We start from the raw sequence: 16,203 nt of genomic DNA, 5'->3' as shown, positions 1-16,203 counted from the left end.
AGCGATTGATGAACGAGAACGTCGACGTGCGTGTGCCGGTCCTCATCGTGGGCGGCTCGCTGGTGGGCCTGTCCGCATCCCTTTTCCTCGGCCGGCTCGGCGTCGGGCACCTGCTGGTCGAGAAGCACGCGGCGACCTCCACGCACCCGCGCGGACGCGGCAACAACGTCCGCACGATGGAGATCTTCCGGGGTGCCGGGGTGGAGGAGCCGATCCGGGCCGCGGCCACGGTCCTGGCGGAGAACCACGGCATCCTCCAGGCCGGTTCGCTGACGGGTGACGACCAGGAGTGGCTGTTCAAGGAGATCGACCCGGGCGGGGCGCTCGCCCGGTTCAGTCCGAGCGGCTGGTGCCTGTGCAGCCAGAACGACCTGGAGCCGGTGCTGCTGGACCGGGCCCGGGAGCAGGGCGGCGATCTGCGGTTCTCGACCGAGCTGATGTCGTTCGACGCGGACGGGTCGGGGGTCACGGCCGCGGTGAAGAACCGGGAGACGGGTGAGCACACCACCGTTCGGGCGGACTATCTGATCGCCGCCGACGGTCCGCGCAGCCCGGTGCGGGAGCAGCTGCGCATCGGCCGTTCGGGTGCCGGTGACCTGTTCCACAACGTGAGCATCACCTTCCGCTCGCACCGGCTCGCCGAGGTGCTGGGCGACCGGCGCTTCATCGTCTGCTACCTGACGAATCCGGAGGCGGACGGCGCGCTGCTGCCGGTGGACAACGCGAGCGAGTGGGTGTTCCACGCGCCGTGGCAGCCGGACCGGGGCGAGACGCTGGAGGACTTCACGGACGAGCGGTGCGCGGACCACATCCGCCGGGCGGTCGGGGCTCCGGACCTCGATGTGGAGATCACCGGCCGGGCACCGTGGCACGCGGCCGAGCGGGTGGCGGACCGCTACTCCCGGGGCCGGGTCTTCCTGGCCGGGGACTCGGCGCACGAGATGTCGCCCACCGGGGCGTTCGGCTCCAACACCGGCATCCAGGACGCGCACAACCTGGCGTGGAAGCTGGCGGCGGTGCTGCGCGGCGACGCCGGGCCGCGGCTGCTGGACACCTACGAGGCGGAGCGGCTTCCGGTGGCGCGGGCGACCGGTGAGCGGGCCTCGGCCCGTTCGGGTGAGCACAGCCACCCGGGGTACGCGGCCCCGCCGACCGTCGGGGGCGGCAAGCGCGGCGGGATGCTGAACGTGGCGCTGGGCTACCGCTATGTGGACGGTGCGGTCCTCGGTGTCGGGCCGGACCGGCCGGTGGTGCCCGAGGGCGTCCGGCTGACGGGCGAGCCGGGCAGCCGGGCGCCGCATCTGTGGCTGCGGCGGGGCGGGGAGCGGATCTCCACGCTGGATCTGTACGAGCGGGACTTCGTGCTGCTCGCGGACGCCTCGGACACGGTGTGGCGGGCGGCCGCCGCCCGGGTCGCGGAGCGGCTGGGGGTGCGGCTCGGCGCGTACGGGATCGGCACCGGCCCCGGCGCCGATCTGGAGCCGGAGGCCGGTGCGGACTGGGCCGAGGCGCACGGGACGGACCGGGAGGGCGCCGTGGTGGTCCGCCCGGACGGCTTCGTGGCCTGGCGGGCGGAGTCGGCCGTGGGGAACACCGAGCAGGCGCTGTACGAGGTCATGGCGGCGCTGCTGCGCCGGGACTGACCGGGCGGGCCCCGGGGCTCAGCCCACGCCGAACGACCGGAGGACGGACAGGAACTCCTCCGGTCGTTCGGTGTGCACGAGATGGCCGGCGTCGATGGTGACGAACAGGCCGTCGGGGATCTGTCCGGCCATCCAGGCCAGCTCCTCCTGGGCTATATGGCTGCCCGGTCCACCGCCGATGACGAGGGTGGGCGCGGTGATCTCGCCGAGGAGTTCCCGCCCGGCCGGATCGGGGCTGTTCAGCTGGGCGTCGGTGGCGGGGACGAGGGCCCAGTCGAAGTCCAGTTCCTCCTCGGGACGTTCGGGGACCGGCCGGGGCGGGTTCAGCGGGAAGGGCGGGGGCGCCTCCTCCAGGACGAGGCGGCCGATGAGTCCGGGCTGGCGTTCGGCGAGCAGCAGAGCGGCGGCGCCGCCCATGGAGTGGCCGACGACGGTCGCGCCGGCCAGGTTGCGGGCTTCGAGGAAGGCGTGCAGATCGTCGCGGAACAGCTCGAAGGAGTAGCGGCCCGGCCAGTCGCTGAGTCCGTGGCCGCGGAAGTCGAAGGCGTACACCCGGTGGGTGGCGGCGAGCCGTTCGGCGACGGTGGTCCAGGTGGCGCCGGAGCCGCAGCGGCCGTGGGCGAGGACGACGGGCGGGGCGGCCGGGTCGCCCCAGACGCGGTAGGCGAGGCGGATGCCGCCGGCCTGGACGCTGCGCACCTCGGGGTCGAGGAAGGCGGTGACGGTGCGGACGAAGGCGCCCGGGTCGTCGATCCACGGGTAGTGCGCGGCGCCCCGCTGGACGGCGAACTCCGACTCCGGGAAGAGCGCGGCGAGTTCGGCGGCCCGGTCGGGGGTCGTGAGGCAGTCGAGCGCTCCGGCCAGGACGAGGACGGGGGCGGGCAGGGCGCGCAGCGCGGGGAGGGTCGCGGCCGGGTCGCAGGCCCCTTCCCCGGCGCAGACCCGGGCGGCGGGGTTGTTCCCCGCGTCGGCCCTCGCGGCGTGCTCCTGTGCGGCGGTGTCCCAGCGTCCGTAGAGGAAGGGGCGGGCGGCCGTGCGGAGTGCGTCGGACGCCCGGCCGGTCCTGACCTGCTCCAGGGCCGGTAGGGCTTCCTCGTACCAGGGTTCCGCGCTGCGCAGGGCGGCGGCCTCCCGGGTCTCGCGTTCCCCCGTGACGAAGCCCACGGCCCGGGTGGCGGGGGTGACGAGGACGAGGCTGCGCAGGGCCTCGGGGTGGCGGGCGGCGTACAGCGCGGCGAGGTCGGCACCCGCCGAGTGGGCCAGCAGATCGACGCGTTCGAGGCCGAGGTGGCGGCGCAGCGCCTCCACGTCGTCGGCGAGCCGGTCGCACCGGCAGGTGGACGGATCGTCGGGTACGGCGGAATCCCCGCTGCCGCGCGGGTCGAGCACGATCAGCCGGCGGGTGGCGGAGAGCCCGCCGAGGTCGCCGAGATACGCGCCGGCACGCATCGCGCCGCCCGGCAGGCAGATCAGCGGCGTGCCCTCTCCCTTGACGTGGTAGGCGAGTTCGGTCCCGTCGTACGTACGAAAAGTCGGCATGGACCCATCCAAACAGGGCCGCCCCGGTGATGCGGGCGTGTTCGGTACGGGCGTATCCACGATGCGGGACGGGCGGCCGGGCACGGGGTCGCGCCGGTTGCGTCGCGCCTCTTGCCACACGGTGCAAGATCCTGAATTACTGCTCCCCAGGAGAACGACCGAATGATCGGTCGACCGCACGGACTGCGCACGGACGAGGGAGATCCGCATGACGGCTCTGCTGGACGCGGCGGAACGGATGGGCCGCGAGGAGCTCGCGGCGCTGCAGCTGGAGCGGCTGCGGGCCACCCTGCGCCATGTGTACGCGCATGTCGGGCACTACCGCAGGGCGTTCGACCGGGCGGGGGTGCATCCGGACGACTGCCGTTCCCTGGCCGACCTCGCCCGGTTCCCCTTCACCACCAAGGCCGATCTGCGGGACAACTATCCGTTCGGGATGTTCGCGGTGGACCGGGAGCGGGTGCGCCGGATCCACGCCTCCAGCGGGACGACGGGCCGGCCGACGGTCGTGGGCTACACGGAGAAGGACCTGGACGTCTGGGCGGACGTGGTGGCGCGCTCGCTCCGGGCGGCGGGCGCCCGCCCCGGGCAGCTGGTCCATGTCGCGTACGGGTACGGGCTGTTCACCGGCGGGCTCGGCGCGCACTACGGGGCGGAGCGGCTGGGCTGTACGGTCGTGCCCGCCTCGGGCGGGATGACGGCCCGGCAGGTGCAGCTGATCCAGGACTTCCGGCCCGAGGTCGTCATGGTGACGCCGTCGTACATGCTCACCCTGCTCGACGAGTTCGAGCGGCAGGGTGTGGATCCCCGGTCGACCTCGCTGAAGGTGGGGCTGTTCGGGGCCGAGCCGTGGACGCAGGAGATGCGGCGGGAGATCGAGGAGCGGTTCGCGATCGACGCGGTCGACATCTACGGGCTCTCGGAGGTGATGGGTCCGGGGGTGGCGCAGGAGTGCGTGGAGACGAAGGACGGGCTGCACATCTGGGAGGACCACTTCTATCCCGAGGTGGTCGATCCGTTCACCGGCGAGGTGCTGCCCGAGGGCGAGCGGGGCGAGCTGGTGTTCACCTCGCTGACCAAGGAGGCCATGCCGGTGATCCGCTACCGCACCCGGGACCTGACCCGGCTGCTGCCCGGCACGGCGCGGGTGTTCCGGCGGATGGAGAAGGTGACCGGGCGCAGCGACGATCTGGTGATCCTGCGCGGGGTGAACCTGTTCCCGACGCAGATCGAGGAGATCGTGCTGCGCACGCCGGGGGTCTCGCCCCACTTCCAGCTGCGGCTGACCCGGCGCGGGCGCCTCGACGTGCTGACGGTGCGGGCGGAGGCGCGGGCCGGGACGAGCGCGGAGCAGCGGGAGGCGGCGGCCGCCTCGGTCGCGGCGGCCGTCAAGGACGGGATCGGGGTGTCGGTCGGGGTCGAGATCCTGGACCCGGAGACGCTGGAGCGTTCGGTGGGCAAGTTCCGCCGGATCGTGGACGACCGGGACCGGCCGGGCGGCTGAGGGCCATCCCTTCCGGCGGGCGGGTCCGCCGGAAGGGGCGCGTCCGGTCAGGCCAGGCGGTCGCGCAGTTCGCGCTTGAGGATCTTCCCGCTGGCGTTGCGCGGCAGTTCGTCCACGAAGACGACGCGCTTGGGGGCCTTGAAGTGGGCGAGCTTCTCGCGGGCGTGCGCGATCAGTTCGGCCTCGGTGGTCTCCTCGCGCCGCACCACGACGGCGGTGACGGCCTCGATCCAGCGCTCGTCGGGCAGTCCGACGACGGCGGCCTCGGCGACGGCCGGGTGGGTGTAGAGGGCGTCCTCGACCTGGCGGGAGGCGACGAGGACGCCTCCGGAGTTGATGACGTCCTTCACCCGGTCGACGACGGTGAAGTACCCCTCCGCGTCGCGCACGGCGAGGTCGCCGGAGTGGAACCAGCCGTCGCGGAAGGCCTCCTCGGTCTCCTGCGGTTTGTCCCAGTAGCCGCTGCACAGCTGGGGCGAGCGGTAGACGACCTCGCCGGCGGTGCCGTCGGGGACCTCCTTGCCGTCCTCGTCGACGACCTTCGCCTCCACGAAGAGGACGGGCCGGCCGCAGGAGTCCATCCGGCCCTCGTGCTCGTCCGGTCCCAGCACGGTGGCGAGCGGGCCGATCTCGCTCTGGCCGAAGCAGTTGTAGAAGGCGAGGCCGGGCAGGCGGGCGCGCAGCCGCTCCAGCACGGGGACGGGCATGATCGAGGCGCCGTAGTACGCCTTGCGCAGTCCGCCCAGGTCGCGGGTGGCGAAGTCCGGGTGGTTGGCGAGGCCGATCCAGACGGTGGGCGGGGCGAAGAGGCTGTCGGCCCGGCCCGACTCGACGAGGTCGAGGATCCGGGCGGCGTCGGGGGCGTCCAGCACCGTGTTCTCCGCGCCGACCGCGAGATAGGGCAGCAGGAAGACGTGCATCTGCGCGGAGTGGTAGAGCGGCAGGGCGTGCACGGGCCGGTCGCCGGGGCGCAGATCGAGGGCGGCGACGGCGCTGACGTACTCGTGGACGAGGGCGCCGTGCGTCATCATCGCGCCCTTGGGCTGGGCGGTGGTGCCGGAGGTGTACAGCAGCTGGACGAGGTCGTCGGCGCCCGGTGCGCGCTCGGGGACGAAGGGGCGCGGGGTCTCCAGCGCGGTCAGCAGCGAGCCGGGCTCGTCCCGCAGCGCCCGGACGGCGTACCCCTCGGGGACCCGGGCGGCCAGGTCCGGGTCGGTGAGGACCAGGGAGCTGCCGGACTGGCGCAGGATGTAGGCGAGGTCGTCGCCCGTGAGGTTCTGGTTGACCGGTACGTGCACCAGCCCGGCGCGGGCGCAGGCCAGGTAGGCGATCAGATAGGCGTCGGAGTTGTGGGCGTAGGAGGCGACCCGGTCGCCGGGGCGCAGCCCGTGGTCCTCCGCCAGGACGGCGGCGGCCGTGGAGACGGCCTCGTCGAGCCCCTGGTAGGTCCAGCTCCGTGCGCCGTACCGCAGGGCGGTGCGCCCGGGGGTGCGCCGGGCGCTGCGGGTCACGACTCCGTCGACTGTGCTGCTGCGTACTGCGGTCATGGCGTGATCCTGAGCGGCGCGGGCCCCGGGGTCAAGGGTCCGGATACCGACCGGGATGTTGACAGGCGCACGGCTGTACTGGCTGAGTTGCCCCCGACACCTCGAACCCGCGAGTAACCGTCGTCCGCACCCCCAGAGTTGGGAGGACCGTTGCCTCTCCGGAACCGTCTGAGACTGCTCGCCGTCTCGGGCCTCGCCCTTTTCACCGTGTCGGCGTCGCTGCCGCCGGCCTCGGCGCACGAGACCCGGACCCACCGTCCGTCGGGCGGCGGGCTGTCCGCCGTGATCCGCTACACCGAATACGGCATTCCGCACATCGTGGCCCGGGACTACGCGAATCTGGGCTTCGGCAACGGCTGGGCGCAGGCGGCCGACCAGGTGTGCACGCTCGCCGACGGCTTCGTCACGCTGCGCGGGGAGCGGTCGCGGTACTTCGGGGCGGACGCCGCGCCGGACGGTTCGCTCTCCTCGGCCGCGAAGAACCTCTCCAGCGATCTCTACTTCCGCGGGGTGCGCGACAGCCGGACCGTGGAGAAGCTGCTGGCGACACCGGCCCCGGCCGGGCCGGGCCGGGCCGTGAAGGAGCTCCAGCGCGGCTGGGCGGCCGGCTACAACGCCTGGCTGGCACAGAACCGGATCACCGATCCGGCCTGCCGGGGCGCCCGCTGGGTGCGTCCGGTGACCGCGCTGGACGTCGCGGAGCGGGCGTTCGCGCTCTCGGTGCTCGGCGGTCAGGGACGCGGCATCGACGGGATCACGGCCGCGCTGCCGCCGGCCGCCGCCCCCTCGCCCTCCGTGCCCGCCACGCCGTCGCCCGAGCGGGCGGCGGAGGCGGCGGCGGAGCTGCTCTCGACGCAGAACGCGGACATGGGGTCCAACGCGGTGGCGTTCCGGGGCAGCACGACGGCCGGCGGGCGCGGGCTGCTGCTCGGCAATCCGCACTACCCGTGGCAGGGCGGGCGGCGGTTCTGGCAGTCGCAGCAGACGATCCCCGGTGAGCTGAACGCGGCGGGCGGTTCGCTGCTCGGCTCGGCGACGCTCTCCATCGGGCACAACGCGGACGTCGCCTGGAGCCACACCGTGGCCACGGGCGTCACCCTCAACCTCCACCAGCTGACCCTGGCCCCGGACGATCCGACCGTCTACCTGGTGGACGGGAAGCGGCGGAGGATGACCGCACGGACCGTGTCGGTCGCGGTGGCGGGCGGTCCGGACGTGACGCGGACCCAGTGGTGGACCGCCTACGGGCCGGTCGTCACCTCGCTCGGCGCGGGCCTGCCGCTGCCGTGGACGCGGGAGTCGGCGTACGCGCTGAACGATCCGAACGCCGTCAATCTGCGCTCGGGCGACACCGCGCTGGGCTTCAGCAGGGCCCGGAGCACGGCGGGGATCAAGGAGGCGCTGCGCCGCACGCAGGGGCTGCCGTGGGTGAACACGATCGCGGCCGACTCCTCGGGGCACACCTTCTTCTCGCAGTCGCAGGTGCTGCCGAGGATCACCGACGATCTCGCCGCGCGCTGCTCGACGCCGCTGGGCCGGGTCACCTATCCGTCGTCGGGGCTCGCCGTGCTGGACGGCTCGCGGAGCGACTGCGCGCCGGGCTCGGACCCGGACGCGGTGCAGCCGGGGATCTTCGGGCCGGGCCGGATGCCGACCGTGGAGAACACCCCGTACGTCGAGAACTCCAACGACAGCGCCTGGCTGGCCAACGCGGACGCCCCGGTGACCGGCTACGAGCGGGTGTTCGGGACGGTCGGGACGCCGCGTTCGATGCGGACCCGGGGTGCCGTCGAGGACGTCGCCGCGATGGCGGGCCGGGGCCGGCTGACGGTCGCGGACCTGCAGAAGCAGCAGTTCGCCGACCGGGCGCCGGCCGGTGATCTGGCCGCGGCCGATCTGGCGCGGGCGTGCGCGGCGCTGCCGGGCGGTACGGCGACGGCGAGTTCGGGCGCGGCGGTCGACGTCTCGGGGGCGTGCGGGGTGCTGCGCGACTGGGACCGCACCGTCGACACGGGGAGCCGGGGCGCGCTGCTCTTCGACCGCTTCTGGCGCCGGGCGGCTGCCGTACCGGCGGCGGAGCTGTGGAAGGTCCCCTTCTCCCCCGCCGCCCCGGTCTCCACCCCCCGCACGCTGAACACCTCGGCGCCGGGTGTGCTGACGGCCCTGGCCGACGCGGTGGCCGAGCTGCGGGGCGCGGGCGTCGCGCTGGACGCGCCCCTGGGCGCGCACCAGTCGGTGCTGCGCGGCACGAAGCGGATTCCGGTCGGCGGCGGGACGGAGGCGCTGGGCGTCTGGAACAAGACGGAGGGCGTCTGGGACGCGGCCACGGCGTCGTACACGGACGTCTCGACCGGGTCCAGCTACATCCAGGCGGTCGGCTGGGACGGGAGCCGGTGCCCGGTGGCCCGGACGCTGCTCACGTACGCGCAGTCCTCGAACCCCGCGTCGCCGCACTACAGCGACCAGACCGAGCTGTACTCGGGCGAGCGCTGGGTGACGTCCCGGTTCTGCGAGAAGGACATCGCCCGGTCACCGGAGCTGACGGTGGTGCGGGTGCGCGAGCGCCGCTGACCCCGGAAGGGCGCGGTCGGCCCCTGGCCCCGGCGGTCAGGGGCTGATCGCGAGGAAGACGAACGCGGCGAAGACCGACAGGTGGACGCCGCCCTGGAGCAGGGTCGCCCGTCCGGGCACGACGGTCAGCGCCCCCACCACGACGGTGAGCGCGAGCAGCACCATATGGGTGGCGCCCAGGCCGAGGTGGAGCGGTCCGTCGAGCCAGATCGAGGCGAGGGCGATGGCCGGGATGGTCAGGCCGATGCTGGCCATCGCCGAGCCGAGCGCCAGATTGAGGCTGGTCTGGATGCGTTCGCGGCGGGCCGCGCGTACGGCGGCGAGGGTCTCGGGCAGCAGGACCAGCAGCGCGATGACGACGCCGACGACCGCCTGCGGCATACCGGCGGCCTCGACGCCCGACTCGATGGCCGGGGAGACGGCCTTGGCGTCGCCGACGACGGCGATCAGCGCGACGAGCAGCATGGCGAGGCTCAGCGCGGTGGCACCGCGGCTCGGCAGATGCGCCCGCTGCTCGTCCTGCCGGACGTGTCCGTCCTGGGTCAGCGGGAGGAAGTACTCGCGGTGCCGGACGGTCTGTACGGCGACGAACAGTCCGTAGAGGCAGAGCGAGGCGACGGCGGCGAAGGCCAGTTGGGCGGGCGAGAACTCGGGCCCCTTCTTGCCGGTGGTGAAGGTGGGGAGCACGAGGCTGAGCGTGGCCAGGGTGGCGACGGTGGCGAGCGCGCCGCCGGAGCCCTCCGCGTTGAAGACGACGACGCGGGTGCGGACGGCGCCCACCAGCAGGGAGAGCCCGACGATTCCGTTGCAGGTGATCATGACGGCCGCGAAGACGGTGTCGCGGGCCAGCGCGGTCGTCCTGGGTCCGCCGTCGGCCATCAGGGTGACGATGAGCGCGACCTCGATCACGGTCACGGCGACGGCGAGGACGAGCGAGCCGAAGGGTTCGCCCACGCGGTGGGCGATCACCTCGGCGTGGTGGACGGCGGCCAGGACCGCCCCGGCGAGGCAGAGCGCGACCACGGCGACGGCGGCGGAGGGCAGTTCGCGCCCCCAGCTGAACACCAGCGCGAGGGCGGCGACCAGCGGCACGACGACCGTCCACCGGGTCGCCAGTGAACGGATCGTCGCGCGCGTGTCCATGCGTCCCACGCTGCCAGAGCGGGCGGGGGCCCGCCCGCCGGGCGGACCGGCTCAGTCCCGGCCCTCCCAGTAGGGCTCCCGCAACCGCCTCTTGTAGAGCTTGCCGTTGGGGTCGCGGGGCATCGCCTCGATGAAGCCGAGGGTCTTGGGCCGTTTGTACCCGGCGAGCAACCCGGCGCAGTGGGCGAGGATCTGTTCGGCGAGCGCGTCCGTGGCCTCGTGGCCCTCGGCGGGTTCGACGACGGCCCGGACCTCCTCGCCCCAGTCGGGGTGCGGGATGCCGAAGACGGCGGCGTCGGCGACGGCGGGGTGGCGGAGCAGGGCGGACTCGATCTCGGCGGGGTAGATGTTCACCCCGCCGGAGATGATCATGTCGATCTTGCGGTCGCGGAGGAAGAGGTAGCCGTCCTCGTCCAGGACGCCGAGGTCGCCGACGGTGAAGAAGTCGCCGATGCGGTTCTTCCGGGTCTTGCTCTCGTCCTTGTGGTACTGGAAGCCGCCGGTGCTCATCTTCATGTAGACGGTGCCCAGTTCCCCCGGGCCGAGCCGGTTGCCGTCGTCGTCGAAGACCGCGAGCTCGCTGATCGGCCAGGCCCGGCCGACGGTGCCCGGCTTCTTCAGCCAGTCGTCGGCGGTGGCGAAGGCGCCGCCGCCCTCGCTGGCCGCGTAGTACTCCTCGACGCAGTGCCCCCACCAGTCGATCATGGCCCGTTTGACGTGGTCGGGGCAGGGCGCGGCGCCGTGGATGGCGTGCCGCATCGCCGAGACGTCGTAGCGTGCGCGGACCTCGTCGGGAAGGGCGAGGAGGCGGTGGAACTGGGTGGGGACCATGTGCGTGTGGGTGCAGCGGTGGGTGTCCATCGCCCGCAGCATCGCCTCGGGCGACCACTTGTCCATCAGGACCAGCGGGTGGCCGATGTGCAGGGCCGCTCCGGCGAACTGGAGCACGGCCGTGTGGTAGAGCGGCGAGCAGACCAGGTGGACATTGCCGTCGAACGGCCTGATGCCGAAGATGCCGAGGAATCCGCCGAGGTAGCTCTCCTCGGGGAGCTTGCCGGGGAGCGGCCTGCGGATGCCCCGGGGGCGGCCGGTGGTGCCGGAGGTGTAGTTCATGACCCAGCCGAGGGTGCGCCCCTCGGGCGGTGACACCGGCCGGTTCTCCAGCAGTTCGGCGTACGGGCGGAAGCCCTCGGCCCCGCCGACCCCGTAGCGGTGGCTCGCCGGGAGCTTCGCCTCGTCGGCCGCCGCCGCCGCGGCGTCGGCGAAGCGTGCGTGGGCGATGAGGACCTTGGCGCCGGAGTCGGAGACGATCCAGGCGATCTCGGGTCCGACGAGGTGGTGGTTGACGGGGACGAGGTAGTAGCCGGCCTGGGAGGCGGCGAGGTAGGCGGTGAGGAACTCGACCCCGTTGGGCAGGACGACGGCGAAGGCGTCGCCCTCCTCCAGGCCGGCCGCGCGCAGTCCGTGCACCATGCGGTTGGCGTCGGCGTGCAGCCGTCCCGCCGTCCACTCCTCGCCCTCGGGGGTGACGAGGACGGTGCGGTCGGGGTCGGCGGTGGCCTGGGCCCAGAAGCCGTTGGGCGGCTGGTTCATGAGGCGCTCCGTCCGGCGATGCGGTTGATCCGGTCCACGGCGCGTTCGAAACCGCGGGTCAGGTCGTCGAAGACGGCCTGGACGCTGCGTTCGCTGTTCATCCGGCCGACGATCTGGCCGACGGGGGTGCCGAGCAGGGCGCCCGTCTCGTACTTCTGGATACGGGAGACGGCCTCGGCCACCAGGAGCCCCTGGAGCGGCATGGGCAGGGTGCCGGGGCCCGCCGGATCGTCCCAGGCGTCCGTCCATTCGGTGCGGAGCTGGCGCGCGGGCTTCCCGGTGAGGGCGCGGGAGCGGACGGTGTCGCCGGAGCCCGCGGCGAGGAGTTTGGCGGTCAGGGCCGGGGAGTGCAGATCGGCCTCCTCTGCGGTGAGCCACAGGGAGCCGAGCCAGACGCCCTGGGCGCCGAGCGCCAGCCCGGCCGCGATCTGCTCGCCGCTGCCGATGCCGCCGGCGGCGAGGACCGGGAGGGGGCCCACCGCGTCCACCACGTCGGGGACGAGGACCATCGAGGCGATCTCGCCGGTGTGGCCGCCCGCCTCGTAGCCCTGGGCGACGACGACGTCGATGCCGGCGTCCGCGTGGTGGCGGGCGTGCCGGGCGCTGCCGGCGAGCGCGGCGACGAGGACACCGTTCCCGTGGGCGCGGGAGACGACGTCGGGGGGCGGTGAGCCGAGCGCGTTGGCGAGGAGCTTGATGGGGTAGTCGAAGGCCACGTCGAGCTGGGTGCGGGCGACCTCCTCCATCCAGCCGGTGATGCGCCAGCCGGACGCCTCGCCCTCGGCGAGTTCGGGAACGCCGTGCTTGGCCAGCGTCTCCTGGACGAACTGCCGGTGCCCGGCCGGGATCATCGCCTCCACATCGGCCTCGGTGACGCCCTCCACCTTCTTGGCGGGCATGACGACGTCGAGACCGTAGGGCTTGCCGTCCGTGTGGGCCTGCATCCAGTCGAGATCGCGTGCGAGGTCGTCGGGGGCGGTGTAGCGGACCGCACCGAGTACGCCGAATCCCCCGGCCCGGGTGATGGCCGCGGCCACCGCCGGGAACGGCGTGAAGCCGAAAATGGCGTGCTCGATCCCCAGTTCTTGGCTCAGCTCCGTCTCCATGGGCGGCAGGATGCCGCAGTCCGACAACCGAGGGAAGACATTTTCTGATGCAGTGTCAGATTCTTTGTGGCGCACGGGACCTACGGGACCGAGGGGGGTGACAGTACCCTCTGCCCGGAAGGAAGTTTCACACTCGCAAGAGATTTCGAAAATTACTTTCAGGCAGTGGGAAGGGGTTCCGGATGGCCGAGGACACGAGGGGCGGGGGCATCACCCGGCGCGGGCTGGGCGGTGGGATGCTGGCCCTGGGCGGGGCACTCGCCCTGGCGCCCGTTCCGTTCGCGACGGCGGCGGCCGCCACCGAGCCGGGGACGGGGTCGTCGGACATGAGCACAGGGGCCGCCTCGCCCGCCCGTCCGACGCTGCGCCGCGGATCCGCGGCCCGCGCGGGGCTGTTGCAGGGACCGCTCGACCAGTTGGTCACGGAGGCGGAGCGCTATCTCGCCGACTCCCCCAAGCACCCCTGGTACGCGGGCGCGGTCCTGCTCGCCGGGCGCGGCGGAACGGTGGCGCTGCACCGGCCGATCGGCAAGGCCGTGCGCTACGCGGCGTACGACGAGACGACGGACACCGGTGTCGAGTTCCCGGCGGACCAGCAGATCCCCATGGCCGAGGACACCGTCTTCGACCTGGCCTCCGTGTCCAAGCTGTTCACCTCGATCCTCGCCGTCCAGCAGATCGAACGGGGCACGCTGGAGCTGGAGGCGACGGTCGCCAGCTATCTGCCGGACTTCGCGCGGGCCGGCAAGCAGGACGTCACCATCCGTCAGCTGCTCACCCACACCAGCGGGTTCAAGGCCTGGATCCCCCTGTACGCCGCACCGACGCGGGAGGGGAAGCTGGAGCTGATCTGGAACGAGGCACCGGCCAGTCCCCCGGGCACCGTCTATCTCTACTCGGACCTCAACCTGATCTCGCTCCAGCTGGTCCTGGAGAAGATCACCGGCCGCACCGAGGACGTCCTGCTCCGCGAGGAGATCACCGCTCCGCTCGGGATGCGCCGCACCCGGTACAACCCGCCGGCCTCCTGGAAGCCGAGGATCGCCGCGACCGAGGACGCCCGGCTTCCCTGGTCGGGCCTGGACCGCGGGCTGGTCTGGGGCGAAGTGCACGACGAGAACGCGTACAGCCTGGACGGGGTCGCGGGCCACGCCGGGGTCTTCTCCTGCGCCTGGGACCTGGCGATCCTGGCCCGCACCCTGCTCAACGGCGGGGTGTACGGCCGGGCGAGGATCCTGTCGGAGCAGTCGGTGGAGCTGCTGTTCACCGACTTCAACACCGCGTTCCCCGGCGACGCGCACGGCCTGGGCTTCGAGCTCTACCAGCACTGGTACATGGGCGCCATGGCCACCCCGCGCACCGCCGGGCACACCGGCTTCACCGGCACCAGTCTGGTGCTCGACCCGAGCACCGACTCGTTCCTCATCGTGCTGGGCAACTCGGTGCACCCGGTGCGCAGCTGGCGCTCCGGCAGCGCGCCGCGGGTCGCCACCGCCAACCAGATGGCCCGTGCGGTCGCGGTCCGCCCGGCCCGGGGAGGGACGGCGTGGTTCGCCGGGATGGCCGGTTCCACGTCGGCGACCCTGACACTGCCGCCGGTGCGGGCCGGAGCCCGTTCCCGGCTGAGCTGCCGGGTGTGGTGGGACACCGAGCCGGATTCCGACTTCCTGTATCTGGAGGGCTCGTCGGACGGCGGCACCACCTGGCGTCCCGTCGCCTTCACCACCGCCGCGACCGCACCCCCGCAGGAGCCGGTGGCCCATCCCTCGGGCGCCGTCTCGGGCTGGTCGGGCCGCGTCTGGCACCGGCTGGACGCCGACCTCTCCGCGTGGCGGGACACCGAGGTGCGGCTGCGCTGGCGCTACGCCACGGACCCGCTGTACGTCGGCCGGGGCGTGTACGTGGACGCCCTGCGGGTCGAGACGGGCGGGCGTCCGGTCTTCGACGAGGCGCGCCCGGCCGATGCCCGCCGCATCGAGGCGAACGGCTGGACGGTCTCGGCGGACTGACGCCGCCGCCCCGGGCCGGGGGCCGGGCCCTGTGCCCGTGCCCCCGCCCGGTGCGCCGGCTACTCCGTGCGCAGGGCCGTCGCGGTCCGGGCCCTCGCCGCCCACCCGGCGGGCAGGAGCGCGCCCAGCAGGGCGATGACCAGCCCGCCGAAGGCCAGCGGGACGAGCTGGGCCCCGTGGTAGACGGCGAGGACGGAGTCGGGGAGGCGCAGTCCCGCGCTGTCGCCCATGGCGGGCAGCACCCGGGAGTGGAGCAGCGTCCCGAGCGGTACGCCGAGCCCGCCCGCGACGAGGCCGGTGACGGCGACCGAGGTGAGGACCATGGCCACGGTCTGGCGGGGCGTCATGCCGAGGGCCTTGTGGACGCCGATCTCCCGGGCCCGTTCGCGGGTGTCGAGCAGGACCCCGTTGAGCACCCCGAGCGCGGCGACGGCGACGAGCATCAGGGTCAGGACGGCCGAGAGCGCGTCGAGCGTGGCCACCATGTCGCCGCCCGCGCCGAGCGAACCGGTGCGGGCCTCCGCGCCCAGCGGCTTGAGCACCTCGTTCAGCCCGTCGACGTAACGCGCGGTGTCCGTGCCGATGAAGGGGATGTACAGGGAGGTCGCGCGGGCGGCCGAGTGCCCGACGGTGAGCCAGGACTGCTCCCCGACGTGCGCCCCGCGCGGCAGGGCCCGGGTCACGGCGGCCGTCGCGGCGCCGACGTCCGATTCGGTGTCGGGGTCGGTGAGGCGGTAGAGCATCTGGTAGCCGCCGCTGCCCGGGGCGGTGAGCGCGTCCATCTGGGCGGGCACCACCCAGGCGTCGGCGGTGCGGGTGACCGACCGGGCCTTGCCGACCACGGTCAGCGCGGGGGCGCCGGACAGTCCGGGGAACGTGACCCGCCGTCCCGTGGCCACGAAGAGCGAGGCGTCCTCGGACACCACGATCTCGCCGGGCCCACGCGGCCACCGCCCGTCGAGCAGGGCGACCGCGTCCACGTCCCGGCCGGGGCCGGACCGCCCCGCCACGGTGATCGGCCAGCCGGGTCCCGTCCCGTCCGCCTCGGGCACGACCGTGGCCGTGCGGTAGGGGCCGGCGGCCGCGCTCACCCCGTCGGCCCGTGCCGTTCCCGCGAGTCGGCCGGCTGCGACCCGGCCGGCGTCGAACCGCAGGGAGAGATGGGCGCCGTGCTGCCGGGCGAAGGCGTCGTCGAACGGGGTGTCGGAGACGGCGAGCAGCGATCCGCCGAGAACGGAGGCGGCCACCGCCATCATCGTGGCGAGGCCGATCACCAGGGTCTGCACCCGGCGGCGGGCCACGCCGGAGCGCACCACCGTGCCCAGGGCGCTCATCGGGCGGTCTCCGGCGCGCTGTCCCGCGGGAGCGGGTCGGGGCCGGCCCGACGGACGTCCTCGGCGATCCGGCCGTCGGCGATCCGCACCGTGCGCCGCATGCAGGACCGGGCGAGGGCCAGGTTGCATTCACCAGCGTTCGGGACTCTCATGAGAGCGGCCTGCCCTGTGGCACCAAGGGGCGACGGGGCGTTCCCTGCCCACTAGCGGTCAA

Annotated in this window: 10 protein-coding genes; 4 read left to right on the top strand and 6 right to left on the bottom strand. The window is 73.5% G+C overall.

Annotation, left to right across the window (positions count from 1 at the left end; translation table 11 throughout):
* Positions 1 to 8: 8 nt before the first annotated feature.
* Positions 9 to 1,643, top strand: coding sequence for an FAD-dependent oxidoreductase (locus ACZ4FH_RS18900; RefSeq protein ID WP_467305962.1), 1,635 nt, complete (start codon positions 9 to 11; stop codon positions 1,641 to 1,643).
* Between the two features lie 18 nt (positions 1,644 to 1,661).
* Here ACZ4FH_RS18900 and ACZ4FH_RS18895 read toward each other — a convergent pair whose 3' ends face one another.
* Positions 1,662 to 3,182 (bottom strand): alpha/beta fold hydrolase, encoded by a 1,521-nt coding sequence (locus ACZ4FH_RS18895; RefSeq protein WP_467305961.1) that lies wholly within the window; start codon positions 3,180 to 3,182, stop codon positions 1,662 to 1,664.
* A 208-nt stretch (positions 3,183 to 3,390) separates the two neighbouring features.
* Here ACZ4FH_RS18895 and paaK point away from each other — a divergent pair, with 208 nt between their 5' ends.
* Positions 3,391 to 4,686 (top strand): phenylacetate--CoA ligase PaaK, encoded by a 1,296-nt coding sequence (paaK, locus tag ACZ4FH_RS18890; RefSeq protein WP_467305960.1) that lies wholly within the window; start codon positions 3,391 to 3,393, stop codon positions 4,684 to 4,686.
* A gap of 47 nt (positions 4,687 to 4,733) precedes the next feature.
* On the opposite strand, the gene ACZ4FH_RS18885 is transcribed toward paaK, so the two are convergent.
* Positions 4,734 to 6,233 (bottom strand): acyl-CoA synthetase, encoded by a 1,500-nt coding sequence (locus ACZ4FH_RS18885; protein ID WP_467305959.1) that lies wholly within the window; start codon positions 6,231 to 6,233, stop codon positions 4,734 to 4,736.
* Positions 6,234 to 6,383: 150 nt separating this feature from the next.
* On the opposite strand from ACZ4FH_RS18885, the gene ACZ4FH_RS18880 reads away from it, so the two are divergent.
* On the top strand, positions 6,384 to 8,804 hold the full coding sequence (locus ACZ4FH_RS18880) for a penicillin acylase family protein (protein WP_467305957.1): 2,421 nt from the start codon (positions 6,384 to 6,386) through the stop codon (positions 8,802 to 8,804).
* A 36-nt stretch (positions 8,805 to 8,840) separates the two neighbouring features.
* On the opposite strand, the gene ACZ4FH_RS18875 is transcribed toward ACZ4FH_RS18880, so the two are convergent.
* The 3 genes from ACZ4FH_RS18875 to ACZ4FH_RS18865 are packed head-to-tail and all read right to left on the bottom strand — an operon-like array spanning position 8,841 to position 12,646.
* On the bottom strand, positions 8,841 to 9,947 hold the full coding sequence (locus ACZ4FH_RS18875) for a calcium:cation antiporter (protein ID WP_467305956.1): 1,107 nt from the start codon (positions 9,945 to 9,947) through the stop codon (positions 8,841 to 8,843).
* Positions 9,948 to 9,998: 51 nt separating this feature from the next.
* Positions 9,999 to 11,540: an acyl-CoA synthetase gene (locus ACZ4FH_RS18870; protein WP_467305954.1), complete on the bottom strand. Its 1,542-nt coding sequence runs from the start codon at positions 11,538 to 11,540 to the stop codon at positions 9,999 to 10,001.
* Positions 11,537 to 12,646 (bottom strand): NAD(P)H-dependent flavin oxidoreductase, encoded by a 1,110-nt coding sequence (locus ACZ4FH_RS18865; RefSeq protein ID WP_467305952.1) that lies wholly within the window; start codon positions 12,644 to 12,646, stop codon positions 11,537 to 11,539. Before ACZ4FH_RS18865 ends, ACZ4FH_RS18870 begins: the two co-directional genes overlap by 4 nt.
* Before the next feature lie 182 nt (positions 12,647 to 12,828).
* On the opposite strand from ACZ4FH_RS18865, the gene ACZ4FH_RS18860 reads away from it, so the two are divergent.
* Entirely contained in the window at positions 12,829 to 14,655 is a 1,827-nt protein-coding gene (locus ACZ4FH_RS18860; protein ID WP_467305951.1) for a serine hydrolase domain-containing protein, read from the top strand.
* Between the two features lie 59 nt (positions 14,656 to 14,714).
* On the opposite strand, the gene ACZ4FH_RS18855 is transcribed toward ACZ4FH_RS18860, so the two are convergent.
* Positions 14,715 to 15,989 (bottom strand): ABC transporter permease, encoded by a 1,275-nt coding sequence (locus tag ACZ4FH_RS18855; protein WP_467305950.1) that lies wholly within the window; start codon positions 15,987 to 15,989, stop codon positions 14,715 to 14,717.
* Positions 15,990 to 16,203 lie beyond the last annotated feature (214 nt).

This window comes from Streptomyces sp. NPDC024555 (genome assembly GCF_055559335.1).
This window is presented reverse-complemented; position numbering and strand designations above follow the sequence as displayed.

What these genes read in the sequence shown, in the direction of transcription:
- ACZ4FH_RS18855 (WP_467305950.1), bottom strand. Translation starts at nt 15,989, where the DNA reads ATGAGCGCCCTGGGCACGGTGGTGCGCTCCGGCGTGGCCCGCCGCCGG.
- ACZ4FH_RS18895 (WP_467305961.1), bottom strand. Translation starts at nt 3,182, where the DNA reads ATGCCGACTTTTCGTACGTACGACGGGACCGAACTCGCCTACCACGTC.
- ACZ4FH_RS18885 (WP_467305959.1), bottom strand. Translation starts at nt 6,233, where the DNA reads ATGACCGCAGTACGCAGCAGCACAGTCGACGGAGTCGTGACCCGCAGC.
- paaK (WP_467305960.1), top strand. Translation starts at nt 3,391, where the DNA reads ATGACGGCTCTGCTGGACGCGGCGGAACGGATGGGCCGCGAGGAGCTC.
- ACZ4FH_RS18860 (WP_467305951.1), top strand. Translation starts at nt 12,829, where the DNA reads ATGGCCGAGGACACGAGGGGCGGGGGCATCACCCGGCGCGGGCTGGGC.
- ACZ4FH_RS18865 (WP_467305952.1), bottom strand. Translation starts at nt 12,646, where the DNA reads ATGGAGACGGAGCTGAGCCAAGAACTGGGGATCGAGCACGCCATTTTC.
- ACZ4FH_RS18870 (WP_467305954.1), bottom strand. Translation starts at nt 11,540, where the DNA reads ATGAACCAGCCGCCCAACGGCTTCTGGGCCCAGGCCACCGCCGACCCC.
- ACZ4FH_RS18900 (WP_467305962.1), top strand. Translation starts at nt 9, where the DNA reads ATGAACGAGAACGTCGACGTGCGTGTGCCGGTCCTCATCGTGGGCGGC.
- ACZ4FH_RS18875 (WP_467305956.1), bottom strand. Translation starts at nt 9,947, where the DNA reads ATGGACACGCGCGCGACGATCCGTTCACTGGCGACCCGGTGGACGGTC.